This window comes from Bifidobacterium rousetti, assembly GCF_008698235.1.
GTDB lineage: Bacteria > Actinomycetota > Actinomycetes > Actinomycetales > Bifidobacteriaceae > Bifidobacterium > Bifidobacterium rousetti.
This window is the reverse complement of the sequence record NZ_PEBH01000002.1, coordinates 394,624-413,394: the sequence shown is the minus strand read 5'-3', so window position 1 is coordinate 413,394 and position 18,771 is coordinate 394,624. Positions and strand designations below refer to the sequence as shown.

The window sequence follows — 18,771 nt, the reverse complement described above, 5'->3', positions numbered from 1 at the left end:
TGGATCGTATGGAGCGACAAACGGTGAACGTCGGCAGGGTCACTGCCATAGCCATGCCATTATGCGTGCTCGCGGTCGAGATGGCGATGCTCACGTGGGAGCGCATGATCGGCACCCCATTGGATCCGATGTACACACTCGCCAAGCAGACCGGCGGATTCATAATGCTGCTGCTGTTCCAGCTCCTGTCATGCCTGGCATTGGTGTTCCGTTACCGGGCCCCATCCGTCACGTTGGCATCGCAGCTCATCCTGACCCTGGCCCTGTCCTTCTGGCATGCGGACTCGATCCTGCTGGTCCAGCTGGTCGCGGCGTTCTACGCGTTCATGCGCACGGCCGGGGAACGCCGCATGTACATCGGATCCCTCGCGACGACGTTGACCGTAACTTTGGCGACGTTCATGTCATGGCCCGCCAGCCGGTTCCTTGGCGAATGGCCCGGCCGCATCCTCCTGCTCGCCCTCGCCGGCGCGATCGCCCTGGCACGCCGCGGCATGGTCCAAGCCAGGAACGCCACGGCCGCCGCCGGCCTGGAACACCGGCGCGCGCAGACCGCCGCCAAGCAGCGTGACGCCGCCGTGCGTCGTTCGCGCATCGCCGGACAATTGCACGACAGCGTGGGGCACGGGTTGACCGCGATCATCGCCCTATCCGAAGGATTGACCGGTAAGACCGGCGACTCGCGCGTGGAGGAGGCTCTGAAAGGCATCAACGAGATCGCACGGGAAAGCCTGGAGGACACGCGCAAGGCCGTGCGCGCGTTGACCGAAACCGACACGATCGACGAAGACAAGGATCCCGCCAGGCCGGGTTCCCGGAGCATGCATTCATGGGATGACATCCGTCCGATCCTCGCACACGCCCGCACGCTCGACATCATCACTGTATTCACCGAAACCGGCATCCGTGCCGACGACGAACCCCAGGCGGACCTCTGCTTCGACGTGACACGCGAGGCCATAACCAACGCCATCCGCCACTGCAGACACGTCACGCATCTCAACGTCTCATGGAACCACCAGCCCAACGGAGTCACCGTCATCATCCGCAACGACGGAGCCACCGGTGCGGCGCAAGCCGTCGCACCCGATGACGGCACCGGATTGGCCGGACTGTCACAGCGCGTACGGGACGTTGGCGGCACGTTCGCATATGGGCCGGTCGATGGCATCGAATGGCAGGTCAAAGCGGTCATTCCCCCGACCGGGAAACAGCCGATTGAAAGGAAGGTCCGACCATGATCCGCGTGATGCTTGTGGACGACCAGAAACTGGCACGGCTCGGTTTCCGGCTCATGCTCGACGACATGACCGACATCACTGTCATCGCCTCGGCGGAAAACGGGCAAACCGCCATCGACGCACTCAACCAGTTGGACGCCGATCACCAACCATTGCCCGACGTGATCCTCATGGACGTGCGCATGCCCGACATGGACGGCATCGAAGCAACCCGACACATCACCGAACACTGGCCCACCATCAGAATCCTCATCCTCACCACCTACGACGAAGACGACTACGCCTTCGGCGGACTCGACGCCGGAGCCAGCGGCTTCCTACTGAAAGACATAAGTAAATCACAATTAATGGAATCGATAAAAGCTGTTTTTGGAAATGGTAAAATTCTTACTCCACGAATAACAAAGAAACTAGTAGAATATCAACAAAGCAAATTCATTTTTCAAGACCAGCAAAATATATTTATTGAATCATTCAAGAGTCTTACTACTAGAGAGCGTGACATATGTGCCTTAATTGCACAAGGACTCAGTAATGACGACATAGCAAAAAAACTATTTCTGGAAACCAAATCAGTCAAACGCTATGTTAGTCGAATTCTATCGAAGCTTCATCTTTCAAACCGCACCCAAATTGCAATCAATTGGATTAAATTGAGTGTCTTTACACAACTGAAATAGTGACATCAATTCAAACATAGACCCATGTCAATATTCCACACATTTATGAAATATGCTTAACGCGAAGTATTCATCTAATTACGAGTATAATGGCCCCACCATTGTCCATGGGTAGTTCACACTGGTGCGATCGTTGCGGATCACCAACCGTGGACGCTCAGCTCTCCTTGACGGTGAAGCCCTGCTGGTTGCCGTGCTCGACGATGGCCTTCTGATAGGATGCGACCGCATCGCTCAGCGTGCCCTTCTTGGAGCTGTACACCTGACCGAAGTAGTCGCCGAAGGAGGTCTGCGCCCAGCCCCAGTAGGGAAGGAACTGGAAGTCGGGGACCTTCTGGCCGGCGGCCTCAGCGAGGACCTTGGCGTATTCCTGCCCGCCGAAGTACTCGGTCAGTTCATCGGAGCCTTTGAGGAAGTCGTCGCTCGAGAGAGTGGCCTTGTCGGCGGGGAACGCTCCGGCGTCGGTGCGTGCCTTGATGCCCTCGGCGTCGTGGTTGACGAACTCGATGTACTTCCACGCGGCGTCCTCGTTCTTGGTGCCTTCGACGACACCGAGCATGGAGCCGCCGTTCTCGCCATTGGAGTCATCGCCCTCATTCCACTGCGGGGTGGTGGCGACGCGGAATTTGCCGGAGGCGTTCGGGGCGCCGGAAAGCAGGTTCGCCGGCATCCATGCGCCGATCACGAGGGATGCGATAGTGCCGTCGCCCAGACCGCGGTTCCAATCGTCGCTCCAGGAGGTGGTCTTGGTGTCGATGAGGCCTTCGTCGATCATCTTCTGCCAGTAGTCGGTGACGGTCTTGACCTTGTCGTTGTTCTTCAGATCGACCGATACATTTTCGCCGTCGACCTTGAACGGATCGGCGCCGGCCTGCCACAGATAGGAGAAGAAGGTGGTGGATTGGCTGGCGTCGCCGGCGTCGGAGGTGATGTAATAGTTGTCTCCGAGCGCGTGGATCTTCTTGGCTGCCTCGTAGTACTCCTCCCAGGTCTTGGGCGCCTCGGTCACGCCCGCCTTGTCGAAGATCTCCTTGTTGTAGAACAATGCGTTGGGGCCGGAGTCCATCGGCAGACCGTACACCTTGCCGCCCGCCTGCACGTCCTTCCATGGGCCTTCGTTGTAGAAGCTCTCATAGCCGCTGGTCTTGTCGGTGATGTCCTTGAGGACGCCTTCATACACATACTGCTGCATGGAGTGGTATTCGAGCTGCGTGACGTCGGGCAGGCCGGAGCCGGCCTGCTTGGCGTTGGTCAGCGCGGTCTGCGTCTGCGCCGAGGTGCCGACGTTCGTGACCTTGACCTTGATGTCGGGGTATTTCTTCTCGAAGGCCGCCGTCGCCTGCTTGAGTGTCGGCTCCCATCCCCAGACGGTGATCTCGGTCTTGCCTCCTGAGGACGACTGGGAATCCGAATCGCCCGCGCTCCCTCCGCAGGCCGCGACCGATACCAACATGGCCGCGGCGCCGATCACGGCGACGGCCTTCTTCGTAGTGAACTTCATGTGACTGCCTTTCTCTTCGTTGAGTCTCCGGGTTGTCGAGTGCAATGTATGTTCGATTCTCCGTTGAGTCGTCTCGATCAACGCTCTGTGATCGATTACAGACAATGATAGCGCAGGTTGTAAACGATCACAACAATCGAAGGAACGGTGTTAAGATGTGGAACAGACAGGGCGATGGAGCCCGGGATCGGAGAATTTTCATGTACATAGGAGACGACGGTGCCAGTGAGCCCACCGCCCAAGGGAAACCACGGCATACGCCGGTGGAATCGCAGGATACGCAGCGGGGGCGCAAGCGTGCGACCATTCATGATGTGGCACGTCTGGCGGGCGTCTCCTATGGCACGGTATCCCGGTATCTCAACGGCAACCGGTATGTGTCGCAGTCGGCGGCCGAACGCATCGCCTCGGCCATCGCCGTCGTGCATTACACGCCGAACAACGCGGCGTGCGCGCTTGTCAGGCAGCGGACGTCGACGGTGGCGATGATCATCCAGATCGAATCCAACGAGACGATAGGGCAGCACAGCGTTTCCGAGGCGATCGCCGGCGCCAACCAGACGCTTGGCGAAGCGGGCTACCAGATGGTCACACTCATCGCCAATACTGAGGAATCGACCCGTCGGATCATGCGGTTCGCATACAGCGACTTCGCGGACGGGTACCTGCTGTTCTCCCTGATCGAAAACGATTCGCTGGCACGTGCGTTCTGCCGGGTCGATCGGCCGGCCGTGCGTTCGGAATCGGGTAGCGGCCGCGACTCCGTGCTGCCGTATCCGGCCGTCGATTTCACCAATATGGAAGGCCAACGGGACATCACACGGTATCTGCTTGCTGCGGGGAGGAGCCGATTGGCTTACATCGCGGGGCCGGAGTATTCTCCCGCCGCGGCCAAACGCCTATGCGGCTTCCGTGAGGCGATGAGCGGTCGGTTCGACGAAACCCTTGTCCGTCGTGCGCGGGACTGGGAGATGAGCAGTGGTGAGGAGTCGGTCCGTGATCTGCGGCCGATGCTGGACGGTATTGACGGGATCGTCTGCGCCAACGACAGCATCGCCGTAGGAGCGGTCCGATCATTGAAACGTCTCGGTTACCGTGTGCCCGATGACATCGCCGTCACGGGGTTTGACGATGCTCCTCTGGCTGCGCTCTGCGAACCGCCGCTGACCACGGTCCATCAGGATTCAGCGCTCCACGGCGAGACCATGGCGCGGCTGCTGCTTTCGATGATGGATGGAACTTGTGTGCCCGACTATCACGTAGAGCTGCTACCTACGACGATCGTGGAACGGGAATCCGTATAGGTGTGTGGAATCGGTGCGTTCATCCGATGTCTCGCCATCCGATCCGGCTTCGTCCCATGTCGGGTCCGTCTTGTGATCCACGAGACAGGCGTCGCAGGGTGGAGGAGCGGAAACTTGTCCTATGATCGGGATCAAACGTATCCGGTCGTCGATTGGTGGCAATCTGCGACGATCGGCGAAACGAACATGGGGAGCAACATGGCATTCAAGGAGACGGTGACGCTGCATGACGGCACGTCGATGCCGCGGCTCGGCATGGGGACGTGGCATCTGGCCGAGGGACGACGGTCCGAACGGCGGGAGGTCGAGGCGCTGCGCGCCGGACTCGACGCGGGAATCACGCTGATCGACACCGCGGAGATGTACGCGGACGGCCGGGCGGAAAGCCTCACCGGGCGCGCGATCGTCGGATACGACCGGTCGCGGCTGTTCCTGGTGTCCAAGGTCTACCCGCACAACGCGGGCCGCGGCCGGCTGCGGCGCAGTCTGGAGGCGTCGCTCGACCGGCTCGGCACTGATTACCTCGACATGTACCTGCTGCACTGGCGCGGTTCGATCCCGCTGGCCGAGACCGTGGCGTGTATGGAGGAGGCCAAGTCCGATGGGCTGATCCGCAACTGGGGCGTCTCCAACTTCGACATCGATGACATGCGCGAGCTGTTCGGCGTGCCGGGCGGCGACGCCTGCGCGGTGAATCAGGACCTGTACCATCTCGGTTCGCGCGGTGTCGAGTTCTCGCTGCTGGATTGGATGGACGCGCACGGCGTGCCGCTCATGGCCTACTGCCCGCTGGCGCAGGCGGGCGCGTTGCGTGACGGTCTGCTCTCCTCGCCGGTCGTGCGACGCATCGCCGAAGCGCACGGCGTGGAGCCGATGCAGATCCTGCTCGCGTTCGTGTTGCGCCGTGACGACGTCATCGCGATCCCATGTTCCGGAAGCGCCGACCATGTGCTCGCGAACCTGCGTGCGCGGGAGGTCGAGTTGACGGAGGGCGAGCTCGCGGCGCTGGACGACGCCTTCCCCGCGCCGACGGACAAGGAGCCGCTCGACATGCAGTGACGTGCGGTGATGGGCGGTGATATGCAGTGACGGGCGCGTCGTAGTGGCGTAGAGCGGTTGTCGCCGCTGCCGGCGTTCGCCCGGTCAGACCGGTTGAAGGATGGTGGATGGATGGGTGGTGGCATGGATGGCGTGAACAGTGTCGCGCGGACGAGCGGCTCGCCGCATGAGTCGACGATCGACGATGTGATCTTCGATTTCTGCGGCGTGCTGGTGGATTGGCGTCCGCGTCTCGCGTTGGAGGGGCTGTTCCCGCAGGAGTCGATCGACGATTTCCTCGCCGACGACGATCGTTGCGGATTCATGTATTTCGACGACCTGCACGACGGCGGCATGGATTATGACCGGCTGTGCGACGCGTACGAGGAGGAGTACGGCCTGCGTCTCGGCGCGATGATGCGTGCATACGCCCGGCATATCGACCGCACGCTGGTCGGGACGATGCCGGGCATGATGCCGCTGATCGCCGATCTCAAGGCGCGCGGCGTCGGCGTGTGGGGGCTGACCAACTGGGGTCGGGACACCTGGCCGGTGATGGAACGCCGGTTCCCGGAGCTCGTCGGACTGCTGGACGGCGTCGTGGTCTCGGGAATCGAAGGCTTGAAAAAGCCGGATCGCGGGATCTTCGATCTGGCTGTCTCGCGATTCGGGCTTGTCCGCGAACGCACCGTGTTCGTGGACGATTCGCCGTACAACGTGGACGGCGCCCGTGCGGCGGGATTGCGCGCGATCCGCTTCACGGGCGCGGATGAGACAAGGCGATGGCTGGCCGACCGGGGCGTTGCCGTGGACGTGTGATCGCGGTGCGTGTGGGGAGGATGTTGCGCTAACCCTGCTGCGCGTAATTCGGGATGACCATCATTTCGGGCTGGATGTAGCAGCTGATGAGGAGCCCGGTGATGCGGTCCATGTCGTCATCTTTGAGTCGTCCGATGTGTACGGGGTTGCGCTCTGCAAGGTCGAGAGCGCGGATCTGCTCGACTTGCGCGTAACCGTCGATCCAACCATCGCCGTCATCGCGTCGAACCGCGGTGACGGGCAGGTGCAGTTCGAAGTCGCCCCTGCCGTGCGAGATCGCAATAACGACGGTGAGACTGCAATTGCGATTGAAATCATCGTTGCTCACCACGATGACGGGCCGACGCTTCTTTTGCTCATGTCCCTTGGCAGGATCGAGATCAACGAGGAGCACGTCCCCATAACGCCACGAGGTCACAGCGCCTCCCCGCCTACGGCTGGTCCGGTGAGTTCTTCGGTCGTCTTGTATTCCTCGGTGCGGTCGCGGAACACCTCGGCAAGGCGCGGAACTCGAACGATTCTGATGTTGGTGTGAATCGGGCGAAGCACGATGGCGCCATCCTTGACGGTGGCCTCAACGCGAGAACCATCGGTCATACCCACTTGTTCTCGCATGTCCTTCGGCAGACGCACGCCTTGGGCGTTGCCCCACTTACTGAGGGTCAGTGTGGCCATTGTCCATCACCTCTCAACATAAACGATATGTATATCATAGTATATACATTGTAGCTGATCGAGTGCTCCGATGGACGCCGTCCCTGACGGGTACGATACGGTGTATGACGGGCGATACAGGCATGGGACGTGATCCGATGGGATTTCCACGGGAGTCGCTGGAGAAGTACGACCGGCTGCAACCCCCGGAGGGGGCGCGAATAGTCGTCGAGTCGAATCCGTTGCGCTACCTGTCGGACATGAACAAGGTCGCGGAAGCGGTCTCGCAGCGCATGGGGGAGCGGGGTCTGGATGCCGTCCGTCTCGCCGCCATGGCCTGTGTGTCCGTGGACGTCGTCACCGACATGCTCGGCGAGAAACCGGTGCCGATCGCCGACGCGCGCGCCGTGCTCGATGCGCTCGGAATACGCAGTCATGTGTTCCCGATCGAATACGCCATAGAACGGGAGCCGGGGCGATGAGCAGAAGATCGTACGCATGGGACGGTGACCGTCTTGTGGGCGTGTTCACGCGCGACGGGGACGGGGACACGTCCTTCCGGAGCACCAGTTCGCCGAATGGACCACACCCCAGGACTGGGCCGCGCTGGCGTCCAGACACGGGCTTGACCCGGACAGGGTCGTGGACACGGCCCGCCACATCGCCGGCCTCGTACTCGCGCGCATGCCCGAAACTGTCGAGGGAATGGACGAAAGAATCGCCGGCAGGCTCTGATCGTGCTGGGCGAAAGCCAACGAGAGCATCGAACCAATCCTCCCGACATGACAGGTCCTCGGGGAACGGCCGCGATGGATGATTCACTGGATTGCAGTGAGCTGGGTTTGCTGTCAGGCAAGATACTGCGGTCAGTACACCCCATCACACCCCGGACGACAGCGCCGAATAAGCAGAAACCCCTTGGAACTCACTGGTTCCAAGGGGTTGTGGTGCCCCGGATCAGATTCGAACTGACGACACCCGCTTTAGGAGAGCGGTGCTCTATCCCCTGAGCTACCGAGGCGACAGCGGTCCATTGTACACGGGGTGCGGTCAACGCGCATCCCGCGCGCCTCCCTGCGGTCGTGCCCCGCGTGCGATCGAACTGTGAAATCGTCCTGCGGAACGAGTCCGCGGGCATCGCGTGCACGGTAATGTGACCGAAGATGCAAGGAGGTGCGGTGGCAGGGCGATCGGCGGGAAGAAACAGACGCGGCGCGTCGCGTTCGACGGGTGGGTCCGGCGGATACCGTTCGGCGGGTTCGCCTCGCCCAACCCGTTCGTCCCGTTCGTCCCGCTCGTCGGCGAGGTTCGACTCCGGCAGGGACGAACTGATCGCCCGCGCCGAAGCCGACGCCCGTGACCGCGCCCGCACAGGCTCGTCGCGCGGCTCCGGGAAGCCGCGCGGCACCTCGCGCGGCGCGGCCGCGGCGAGAAAGACCTCGGTAAGGAAGCGCAATATGAACGGATACGGTGGACGCGACGGCAAACGCCGTCACCTTGTGCTTGGAGTGCTCTCGACGATCCTCGCGATCCTCGCGGTCGTCGGCACGTTCGCGCGGGCCCTGCCGTCCGACCTGCAGGAGCTGCCCTACGTGCCGATCATCGTGTCGGCCGCGCCGTGGCTCATCCTCCTGTCCGCGCTCGCGCTGATCCTCGCGTTCGTCTCCCGCCGCGTCGTGACCGCCGTGGTCGCGATCGCGCTGCTCGCGCTCAACGTCTGGTGGCAGTACCCGTTCTTCCACACGCAGGAGAAACTGCCCGGCCGCGCGATGTCCGCCGTCGCGCAGCCCAATCCGATCACCGACGACGCATACGCGCGTGTGATGACGTTCAACGTATATAAAGGACGCGCCGACGCGCAGGCGATCGTCGACACGGTGCGCGACCAGCGCGTCGAGGTGCTCGCCCTGCAGGAGACGACCGACGCGTTCGTCTCCCGTCTCAAGGCCGCCGGCATCGAGGACTACCTGCCGTACTCGCAGGTCTCCAGTTCCGACGGCGTGTACGGCAACGGCCTGTGGTCCGCGACGCCGCTCGCCGATCCGGCCGACGACGACGTGACCTCCAGCGCCTCGTTCATGCCGGGCGGCACCGTCGCGTTCTCCGGCGGCGCGAAACACGTCCGGTTCGTCTCCGTGCACACCACCGCGCCCGTCCCCGGCTACTGGCGCCAGTGGAAGCGCTCGCTCGACGAGTTGGCGCTGATGCGCTCGCACACGGATTCGACGTACGTGTTCATGGGCGATTTCAACGCGACGTACGACCACACGCCGTTCCGCGAGTTCCTCGGCGACCGGTTCTCCGACGCCGCGCGGCAGGCCGGACACGGCTTCACGTTCACCTGGCCGGCCGACCGCGTCGTGCCTCCCGCCTTCGCCGGCATCGACCACGTGGTCGTGGACAGGGGGATCATCGCCGGGCAGATGCAGGTCAAGCGGATCGCCGGCTCCGATCACGCGGCCCTGCTGGCGACGCTGGCGCTCGAGTGAGCCCAAGAGGTTATCCACATATCCTCCGGCCTGACGACGCCGCTGAACTATAGTGGACCCCATGAGTTATGACATGAACGCCAACGGCCCGGGCGCCGGAGTCGGCCCCGGCAACGGCCCGCGTCCGCTCGACCAGCTGCCGCGCCTCGCCGCCGAGACCACGGCCGAGAACCCGTGGCCGGTGAGCGTGCTGAGTCAGAAGTTCCACAACGCGGTGGCGAAATGGCCCGCGGCGTGGATCTGCGGCCAGATCACCGAGATCAACACGCGTCGCGCCGGCTCCGCCTATCTCACGGTGCGCGACGACTTCGAGGACATCGCGATGTCGGTGTCCGGCTGGCGCGGCTTCGCGGCCGCCGCATCGCAGTTCCGTCAGGGCGATCGCGTCGTCATCCACGGCCGCGCCGACATCTGGGTCAAACAGACCCGTCTGAGCTTCATCGGCGACGACATCCGCAAGATCGGCGCCGGCGGTCTGAAGGAGCAGATCGACGAGCTGCGCAAGAGGCTCAAGGGCGAGGGTCTGTTCGACGCCGAGAACAAGATCCCGCTGCCGGAGTTCCCCAAGTGCATCGGCCTGATCTGCGCCCCGCAGGCCCGCGCCGAGGGCGACGTCGTCACCAACGTGAACCTGAGATGGCCGGCCGTGCGCTTCAGAATCGTGCACGCGCACGTGCAGGGCGCGCAATGCCCGCCCGACATCATCGAGGCGATCCATCGGCTCGACGCCGACCCGGAGGTGGACGTGATCATCGTGGCGCGAGGCGGCGGCGCGTTCGAGGATCTCGTCGGCTTCTCCGACGAGGGCGTGGTGCGTGCGACCGCCGCGTGCCGCACGCCGATCGTCTCCGCCATCGGGCATGAGGACGACTGGACGCTCATCGACCTGGCCGCCGATCTGAGGGCGTCGACGCCGACCGACGCCGCCAAGAAGGTCGTGCCGGACGTGCGCGAGCAGTGGCAGCTCGTCGACAACGCCGTGCGTCAGATGCGGCTTCGCATTTCCGCGCGCGTCGACAACGAGATCCGGCTCGTCGAGGGCTATGCGAACCGTCCGAGCCTCACGCAGCCGCTCACGATGCTCGAGCCGCATCAGCGGTTCGTCGACGACGCGCGCAATCGCCTCGACATCGGTCTGAGGCGCATCGTCGACGACGCCTCGCTCACCATCGAGAAGGCGCACGCCTCGCTCACGGCCCTGAGCCCGCAGTCCACGCTCAACCGCGGGTACGCCGTCGTGCAGACCGCCGACGGGCGCGTACTCGACGACGCCGCGTCCGTGCGCCCCGGCGACGAACTCACCCTGACCCTGAAGCGGGGCGTCGTCACCGCCAAGGCCGACTGATCCGGTTAATAGCGCTAATGGCAATGCAAGTGCAAGGAGAACACATCATGACCACCGAAACCACCGAGAACACCACGGCGCAGGCCGCCTCCGCGGCGGCGCAGCCCGCGACCCCCGCGTCCACGCTCACCGACAAGGAGCGCGAGGCCATCGCCAACATGCCGTACGAGGAGGCGCGTGACAAGCTCATCCAGGCCGTGCAGGCGCTCGAGGCCGGCGGCCTCAACCTCGACCAGTCGATGCGCCAGTGGGAGATCGGCGAGGCCCTCGCCCGCCGTGCGCAGAGCCTCCTGGGCGACGTGCGCGCCCGTCTCGACGCCGCCCAGAACGCGCAGGCCGCCACGGCCGACACCGCCGGCACGCAGTCCAACCTCGACTGAGTCTCCGGCTGATTCCGGCTGAATCCCGCTGATTCCTCCGCCGGGCCAGCCGCCGAACGAGACACCCGATCCCCGTCTTTCGCGACACGCGGAAGACGGGGCTGTCGTATGAATCACACGCTTGTGATTTGGCTCTATTCCGCCGAAAACCACTACCCCTAGTGTTGTGGCGGCGCGTCACGACTAGATATGGGGGAGTGGTTGCCGTACAGTATCTGAGGCCAAAAGAATTACGCCCATGTGATTTGCGCCGAATCACATGGAGGACCGGCCGGAAACGGCCCATGACATGATACGTGCAGAGGGAGAGAAGCGATGGACAGCGCAGCGATCGATACCGCGACCACAACCGTCAGGAACACCACCCGTCAGGTGCAGGTGGAGAAGCGCGACGGCCGTATCGTCGACTTCGACCCGATCAACATCATCGAGGCAGTCAAGGCCGCCTTCGGCGATCTCGACAAGCAGGTCGGCCCCGAGGAGGAGGCCATGATCCGCGGCTTCGCCAACCAGGTCGAAGGCGAGATCAAGGAGCGCTACGCCGGCCCCGCCAAGATCGAGGACATCCAGAACCTCGTCGAGCACGCCCTGATCGACGCGCACCTGTACGACGTGGCCCGCGCCTACACCAACTACCGTCTCGACAAGGACATCCAGCGCGCCAAGGCCACGGACGTCAACGAGGCCGTGTCCCGCTTCATCAACCAGGACCCGACCCTCATCCACGAGAACGCCAACAAGGATGCCAACGTCTACGCCACGCAGCGCGACCTGCTCGCCGGCGCCGTCTCCAAGGCCGCCGCGTTCAACATGCTGCCGCCGGCCGTCTCCAACGCCCACATGAAGGGTGACATCCACTTCCACGACGCCGACTACTCGCCGTTCACCGCGCAGTCCAACTGCTCGCTGCCCAACTTCTGGGACATGCTCGCCAACGGCTTCACCCTCGGCAACGCGCCGATGGCCTCCCCGAAGTCGATCGCCATCGCCGCCACCCAGATCACCCAGATCATGAAGGACGTGGCCTCCAGCCAGTACGGCGGCCAGACCGCCAACCGCGCCGACGAGCACCTCGCCACCTACGCGCGCCTCGACTACGAGAAGTTCCTCGAGGAGGCCCGCGAGATGATCCCCGACGACATGCCGATCGAGTTCGCGCGCCGTCAGGTCGCCAACGCCAAGGCCAACGAGCCGGCCAAGCTGCACTTCGAGAAGGGCCGCGAGCCGCTGCCGATGGACACCCCGTTCCACGATGACGTCGACGAGCTCGAGCAGGAGCGCGAGATCCTCGCCAAGATCCGCACCCGCAAGGCCATCTACGACGCCATGCAGACGATGGAGTACCAGATCAACTCCAACCGCGTCTCCAACGGCCAGACCCCGTTCGTCACCGTCGGCTTCGGCCTCGGCACCGACTGGTTCGCCCGCGAGATCCAGCGCGCGATCCTGCTCAACCGCATCCGCGGCCTCGGCAAGGAGCATCACACCGCCATCTTCCCGAAGCTCGTGTTCACCGTCCGCCACGGCGTGAACGCCGACCCGGGCGACCCGAACTACGACCTGAAGCAGCTGGCGCTCGAATCCGCCACCAAGCGCATGTACCCGGACGTCGTGTTCTACGAGAACATCGTCAAGATCACCGGTTCCTTCAAGGCGCCGATGGGCTGCCGCTCCTTCCTGCAGGGCTGGATCAACCCCGCCACCGGCAAGGACGAGGAGGACGGCCGCATGAACCTCGGCGTCGTCTCCGTGAACGTGCCGCGCATCGCCATCGAATCCCACGGCGACAAGGCCCGCTTCTGGAAGCTGTTCGAGGAGCGCATGGAGGTCGCGCACCAGGCCCTGCAGTTCCGCATCATGCGCTGCAAGCAGGCCACGCCGGTCAACGCCCCGACGCTGTTCCGCTTCGGCGCCTTCGGACGCCTCGGCGCCAACGACAACGTCGACCAGCTGTTCAAGAACGAGCGCGCCACCGTCTCCCTCGGCTACATCGGCCTGGCGGAGACCACCGCCGTGTTCTACGGCAAGAACTGGATCCGCGACCACGGCTGGGACCCGGAAGGCAAGGAGTTCGCACTGTCCATCGTCAAGCGCATGAACGAGCTGTGCAAGCAGTGGAGCAAGGCGGAGGGTTACCACTACTCCGTGTACTCCACGCCGGCCGAATCCCTGACCGACCGCTTCAACCGCATGGACCGCGAGAAGTTCGGCCGCATCGAGGGCGTCACCGACCACGACTTCTACACCAACTCGTTCCACTACCCGGTGTGGCTGCAGCCCACCCCGATGGAGAAGCTCAACTACGAGAAGGACTTCCCGTACTACGCCTCCGGCGGCTTCATCAACTACTGCGAGTACCCGTGCCTGCAGGACAACCCGAAGGCGCTCGAGGCCGTGTGGGACTACGCCTACAACGTCGGCATCGGCTACCTCGGCACGAACACGCCGATCGACCACTGCTTCGTGTGCGGCTTCCAGGGCGACTTCGAGCCCACCGACGAGGGCTTCAAGTGCCCCGAGTGCGGCAACTCCGACCCGGACAAGTGCAACGTCACCAAGCGCACCTGCGGCTACCTCGGCAACCCGGTGTCCCGTCCGATGGTCCACGGCCGTCACGAGGAGATCTCCCACCGCGTCAAGCACATGAGCGGCGAGACCGGCCATGTGACGCTGGACGACGGCTCCACGCGCGAATGGTTCGAAGAGACCAAGTAACTACTGGTATCGCGAGGGTCCGCATCGGCCTTCGCAATGGATCGCCTGACACACTCAAGGCCGTTCGGCCAAGCCTACGGTCAGTCAATCCATTGCGAAGGCCGATGCTCGTTTCGCTCAACGTTTCGGTTGGGTGGAGCGGCGGAAATATGGTCACGGAAAGAGGGAGCGGCGTGACGGAGCGAGAGATGGTTCGACGGGATTTTGCTTCCGGGGAAACCGGGCGAGGGCCGTCCGTGCCTTCGCATGGGCTCGCCAATGATCCTCGCGCGGGGCAGTGGGACGGGCGGCGGATGTCCAAGCGGATGATCGCCGACTACAAGACGTTCGTCGTCACCGACGGCGAGGGCGTACGCAACTCGCTGTACGTGTCCGGGTGCCCGTTCCACTGCGTCGACTGCTTCAACTCGTCGATCTGGGACTTCAAGGCCGGACACGAGTACACGCAGGCGCTCGAGGACCGCATCATCGAGGACCTCAGGGCCCCGTGGGTGCAGGGCATCACGTTCCTGGGCGGCGAGCCGTTCCTCAACACGCCCGTGCTGCTGCCCCTGGCGCAGCGCATCCGGCGCGAGTTCGGGGACTCCAAGGACATCTGGTCGTGGACCGGGTACACATGGGAGGAGCTCATGCGCCCGGGGGAGACCCCCGACAAGCTCGAGCTCCTGCGCCTCATCGACATCCTCGTCGACGGGCGGTATCTCAAGGACCAGAAGGACTCGCTGCTGCAGTTCCGCGGCTCGAAGAACCAGCGCATCATCGACGTGCCGAAATCCCTCGACGCAGGACGTCCGATCATCTGGGCCAAGCTCCACGATCAGGAACGAGACATCCCCGAGATATATCTCAAGGACCGCGAGGCCGGCGAAGGCGCCCAGGCCTCCTGACGCGGCGCGTCATCTGCGTTGTTCCTCAGTCGACGTACCTTCGTACGCCTTCCCTCGGTACGGCCTTGATGCCACGCACGTGTCAGCAGGCGCCCAGGCCTTCTGAACGAGTGCTCTTCAATCCCGACAGGACACGCGGGAACGTTGTGTTTGCGGCTTTCCCTGTTAGATGAATCACGCTTCGCTCCCGCGTCACCCACCGTTCTTGGGCGGGGCTACGGACTACAGTATGGGTTTTGAGCGGCCGGGCCATACGCTATCTGTGCGCGACGCGCAAGATGCGTCCCGGAAAATCGGTTGAAGAGGTTTACATGGTGAACGAAGCACATACCGTGGCGGCGAACCACGATACGAAGCCTTTGCGCGTGGGACTGGATATCGGTTCCACCACCGTCAAGGCCGTCGTGCTCGATCAGTCCGACTCCCTGTCCGAGACCCTGTTCTCCGACTATCGCCGACATCACGCCAACGTGCGCGCCACCGTCGCGGGCCTGCTCGTCGATATTCAGAAGGAACTGGTAAACCGCGGACGCGGCGATGAGCCGATCCGCCTTGCCATCACCGGCTCGGGCGGTCTCGCGCTCGCGGACAACCTGCACGTCCCGTTCGTCCAGGAGGTCATCGCCGAGACCGAGGCGATCGACAAGGAGTACCCGCAGGCCGACGTCATCATCGAGCTCGGCGGCGAGGACGCCAAGATCACGTACCTGAAGCCCACCCCCGAACAGCGCATGAACGGCTCGTGCGCGGGCGGCACCGGCGCGTTCATCGACCAGATGTCGACCCTGCTCGACACCGACGCCGCTGGCCTCAACGAGATGGCCAAGAGCTACCAGAACCTGTATCCGATCGCATCGCGATGCGGTGTGTTCGCGAAGACCGACCTGCAGCCGCTGATCAACGACGGCGCCGCCAAGCCGGATCTCGCCGCATCCATCTTCACCGCCGTCGCCACGCAGACCATCGCCGGTCTCGCCTCGGGTCGCCCGATCCATGGCACCGTGATCTTCCTCGGCGGACCGCTGTTCTTCATGAGCGAGCTGCGCGCCGCGTTCCAGCGCGCGCTCGACGGCAAGGTCGACGAGTTCATCGTGCCGACCAACGCCCACCTGTACGTCGCGTACGGCGCGGCCTTGCAGGCCGAGACCGATTCCGACGACGAGGGCAACCACTTCGAGGCGCACCCCTGCGCCGACATCCTCAAGCGCTTGGAGGAGCTCAAGAACCTGCCGTCCAACACCCCCACGATGCCGCCGCTGTTCCCCACCGAGGCGGATCGCGAGGCGTTCAACAAGCGCCACCACACCCAGCATGTGCACATCGGCACGCTCGAGGGCGCGCACGGCCCGCACTTCCTCGGCATCGACGCCGGATCGACCACCATCAAGGCGACGCTCGTCAACGACGACCGCGAGATCGTGTGGTCCAGCTACGCGAACAATGAGGGCAGCCCGCTGACCGCGGCCATCAACATCGTCAAGAGGATCCAGTCCGAACTGCCCGAAGGCGCGTGGATCGCCCGCTCCTGCGCCACCGGCTACGGCGAGGGGCTCATCACCACAGGCCTCCATCTGGACGAGGGCGTCGTCGAGACGATGGCCCACTACCGCGGCGCCGAAATGGTCAGCCCCGGCGTCACCGCCGTCATCGACATCGGCGGCCAGGACATGAAGTACCTCGCCATCACCGACGGCGTCATCGACTCGATCGCCGTCAATGAGGCGTGCTCCTCCGGCTGTGGCTCGTTCCTGCAGACCTTCGCCATGTCGATGGGCCTGACGATCCAGGAGTTCACGGCCAAGGCGCTCGCCTCCACGCATCCGGTCGATCTGGGATCGCGATGCACCGTGTTCATGAACTCCTCGGTCAAGCAGGCGCAGAAGGAAGGCGCCTCGATCGAGGACATCGCCGCCGGCCTGTGCTATTCCGTCGTGCGCAACGCCCTGTACAAGGTGATCAAGCTGCGCGACGCCGGCGAGCTCGGCGACACCGTCGTCGTGCAGGGCGGCACGTTCCTCAACGACGCCGTGCTGCGCGCGTTCGAACTGCTCACGGGCCGCGAGGTGACGCGCCCGAACATCGCGGGGCTCATGGGCGCGTACGGCGCGGCCCTGACCGCGCGCATGCACTACGAGGACGTCGCCGACGACGACCACGATCACGTCGCGGCGGACGGTAGCTCTCTCGAGGATGCGGCCGATTCCGTCGAAGCCGCGGAGTCCGCCGCGGGCGACACCCCCAACGCGGACGCGCACGAGGGCGAGGTCGTCGTCGACGGCGTGCATCACACCGCCTCGTCGATTCTCACCGGTGACGACCTCGACAACATGTCGATGACCACCGAACGCGACGTGTGCAAGCTGTGCCAGAACCACTGCAAGCTCACCATCACCACGTTCTCCGACGGATCGCGGTTCGTGACCGGCAACCGCTGCGAGCGCGGCGGCGACGCGAAGAAGAAGCGCTCCGACCGCCCGAACCTGTACGACTACAAGTACAAGCGCTGCTTCGCCTACCGTCGCCTGACCGACAAGAAGGCCACGCGCGGCGAGATCGGCATCCCGCGCGCCCTCAACATGTACGAGAACTACCCGTTCTGGTTCACGCTGCTGACCTCCCTCGGCTTCAAGGTGATGATCTCCGGACGATCCAGCCACGAGCTGTTCGAGACCGGCATCGAATCGATCGCCTCCGAGAACATCTGCTACCCGGCCAAGCTCGTGCACGGCCACATCAAGTGGCTCTTGGGCAAGGGCATCAAGACGATCTTCTACCCGTGCGTGAGCTACGAGGAGGACCTCGTGCCCAACACGGACAACCACTACAACTGCCCGGTCGTGGCGAACTACCCGCTCGTCGTCGGCGCGAACATGCCCGAGCTGCGCGACGAGGGCGTGCGCTACATGCACCCCTACTTCAACCTCGCCAACCACGAGCTCATGGTCGACCGCATCGTCGAGGAGTTCGCGTGGGCGAACGTCACGCGTGAGGAGGCCGAGACCGCAGTCAAGGCCGCCTACGCCGAGGACAAGGTCTTCAAGCACGACGTGCAGCAGGAGGGCCTGAAGGCCCTCGCCTACATGAAGGAGCACAACTGCCGCGGCATCGTGCTCGCAGGCCGCCCCTACCACATCGACCCGGAGATCAACCACGGCATCCCCGAAACCATCTGCGCGCTCGGCATGGTGGTCCTCTCCGAGGATTCGATCTGCGAACTGCAGCCGGGGGAGAAGCTCAACCTGACCGAGTTCCTCGCGCAGGGCGAGGAGGACCCGCGCAGGAAGAACGCGAACGGGTTCCGCCACGTCGGCGACCGCACCGTCAAGCGCATGCCGCTGCGCGTGACCAACCAGTGGGCCTACCACTCCCGCCTGTACGCGGCGGCCCACTTCGTCGCCTCCTATCCGGGGCTCGAGCTCGTCCAGCTCAACTCGTTCGGATGCGGCCTCGACGCGATCACCACCGATCAGGTCGCCGAGATCCTCGCCGACAAGGCCGACGTGTACACGCTGCTCAAGATCGACGAGGTCTCCAACCTCGGCGCCGCCAAGATCCGCCTGCGCTCGCTCAAGGCCGCCGTCGAGGAGCGCGAGGCCAACAAGCGCCGCGAGGAGCAGGCCGAGGCCGACCTGGCCGCCGCGAAGGCCGCGCTCGCCGAAGCGCAGGCCGCCGTCGACGCGGCCGAGGCCAAGGTCAAAGCCGAGCAGGCCGATGCCGA

Annotated in this window: 14 protein-coding genes, 1 tRNA gene and 1 pseudogene; 12 read left to right on the top strand and 4 right to left on the bottom strand. The window is 64.0% G+C overall.

The features are described from left to right. The first annotated feature begins 8 nt into the window (after nt 1-8). Both CSQ85_RS04245 and CSQ85_RS04240 read left to right on the top strand, forming a co-directional pair. A complete protein-coding gene (locus CSQ85_RS04245) occupies nt 9-1,241 on the top strand; it encodes a sensor histidine kinase (RefSeq protein WP_223846824.1) in 1,233 nt (410 codons plus the stop codon). Continuing rightward, nucleotides 1,238-1,921 (top strand): response regulator transcription factor, encoded by a 684-nt coding sequence (locus tag CSQ85_RS04240; RefSeq protein ID WP_190972881.1) that lies wholly within the window; start codon nt 1,238-1,240, stop codon nt 1,919-1,921. Before CSQ85_RS04245 ends, CSQ85_RS04240 begins: the two co-directional genes overlap by 4 nt. 157 nt (nt 1,922-2,078) lie before the next feature. Here CSQ85_RS04240 and CSQ85_RS04235 read toward each other — a convergent pair whose 3' ends face one another. Further along, the gene (locus CSQ85_RS04235; protein WP_150382968.1) at nt 2,079-3,422 is read right to left on the bottom strand and encodes an ABC transporter substrate-binding protein; all 1,344 of its coding nucleotides are present in this window, start codon (nt 3,420-3,422) and stop codon (nt 2,079-2,081) included. A 263-nt stretch (nt 3,423-3,685) separates the two neighbouring features. Here CSQ85_RS04235 and CSQ85_RS04230 point away from each other — a divergent pair, with 263 nt between their 5' ends. The 3 genes from CSQ85_RS04230 to CSQ85_RS04220 all read left to right on the top strand — a co-directional run bounded on the left by CSQ85_RS04230 (nt 3,686) and on the right by CSQ85_RS04220 (nt 6,583). Next, nucleotides 3,686-4,726, top strand: a complete 1,041-nt coding sequence (locus CSQ85_RS04230) for a LacI family DNA-binding transcriptional regulator (RefSeq protein WP_223846840.1) — start codon at nt 3,686-3,688, stop codon at nt 4,724-4,726. Nucleotides 4,727-4,924: 198 nt separating this feature from the next. Beyond that, nucleotides 4,925-5,785 (top strand): aldo/keto reductase, encoded by an 861-nt coding sequence (locus tag CSQ85_RS04225; protein ID WP_150382967.1) that lies wholly within the window; start codon nt 4,925-4,927, stop codon nt 5,783-5,785. A gap of 111 nt (nt 5,786-5,896) precedes the next feature. Beyond that, nucleotides 5,897-6,583, top strand: coding sequence for an HAD family hydrolase (locus CSQ85_RS04220; RefSeq protein WP_150382966.1), 687 nt, complete (start codon nt 5,897-5,899; stop codon nt 6,581-6,583). A 28-nt stretch (nt 6,584-6,611) separates the two neighbouring features. Here CSQ85_RS04220 and CSQ85_RS04215 read toward each other — a convergent pair whose 3' ends face one another. Together CSQ85_RS04215 and CSQ85_RS04210 are read right to left on the bottom strand one after the other, a co-directional pair. Continuing rightward, on the bottom strand, nt 6,612-7,001 hold the full coding sequence (locus CSQ85_RS04215; protein ID WP_107040766.1) for a type II toxin-antitoxin system PemK/MazF family toxin: 390 nt from the start codon (nt 6,999-7,001) through the stop codon (nt 6,612-6,614). Then, nucleotides 6,998-7,258, bottom strand: coding sequence for an AbrB/MazE/SpoVT family DNA-binding domain-containing protein (locus CSQ85_RS04210; protein ID WP_150382965.1), 261 nt, complete (start codon nt 7,256-7,258; stop codon nt 6,998-7,000). Before CSQ85_RS04210 ends, CSQ85_RS04215 begins: the two co-directional genes overlap by 4 nt. A gap of 104 nt (nt 7,259-7,362) precedes the next feature. Here CSQ85_RS04210 and CSQ85_RS04205 point away from each other — a divergent pair, with 104 nt between their 5' ends. Beyond that, nucleotides 7,363-7,719, top strand: a complete 357-nt coding sequence (locus tag CSQ85_RS04205) for a hypothetical protein (protein WP_150382964.1) — start codon at nt 7,363-7,365, stop codon at nt 7,717-7,719. A gap of 463 nt (nt 7,720-8,182) precedes the next feature. Here the strand turns inward: CSQ85_RS04205 and CSQ85_RS04200 are convergent. Further along, a tRNA-Arg gene (locus CSQ85_RS04200) sits at nt 8,183-8,258 on the bottom strand. Nucleotides 8,259-8,757: 499 nt separating this feature from the next. On the opposite strand from CSQ85_RS04200, the gene CSQ85_RS04195 reads away from it, so the two are divergent. The 6 genes and pseudogenes from CSQ85_RS04195 to CSQ85_RS04170 all read left to right on the top strand — a co-directional run. After that, a complete protein-coding gene (locus CSQ85_RS04195) occupies nt 8,758-9,726 on the top strand; it encodes an endonuclease/exonuclease/phosphatase family protein (protein WP_395956295.1) in 969 nt (322 codons plus the stop codon). Nucleotides 9,727-9,787: 61 nt separating this feature from the next. After that, on the top strand, nt 9,788-11,071 hold the full coding sequence (xseA, locus tag CSQ85_RS04190; protein ID WP_150382963.1) for an exodeoxyribonuclease VII large subunit: 1,284 nt from the start codon (nt 9,788-9,790) through the stop codon (nt 11,069-11,071). A 47-nt stretch (nt 11,072-11,118) separates the two neighbouring features. Continuing rightward, nucleotides 11,119-11,451, top strand: coding sequence for an exodeoxyribonuclease VII small subunit (locus CSQ85_RS04185; RefSeq protein ID WP_150382962.1), 333 nt, complete (start codon nt 11,119-11,121; stop codon nt 11,449-11,451). Between the two features lie 315 nt (nt 11,452-11,766). Next, complete coding sequence (nrdD, locus tag CSQ85_RS04180) at nt 11,767-14,166, top strand: anaerobic ribonucleoside-triphosphate reductase (RefSeq protein WP_150382961.1); 2,400 nt, start codon at nt 11,767-11,769, stop codon at nt 14,164-14,166. Nucleotides 14,167-14,354: 188 nt separating this feature from the next. Further along, nucleotides 14,355-15,053 carry an anaerobic ribonucleoside-triphosphate reductase activating protein gene (gene nrdG, locus CSQ85_RS04175; RefSeq protein WP_150382960.1) on the top strand — a complete coding sequence of 233 codons (699 nt, stop codon included), beginning with the start codon at nt 14,355-14,357 and terminating at the stop codon, nt 15,051-15,053. A gap of 311 nt (nt 15,054-15,364) precedes the next feature. Then, a pseudogene (locus CSQ85_RS04170) lies at nt 15,365-18,704 on the top strand (acyl-CoA dehydratase activase-related protein); the annotation flags it as partial. Nucleotides 18,705-18,771 lie beyond the last annotated feature (67 nt).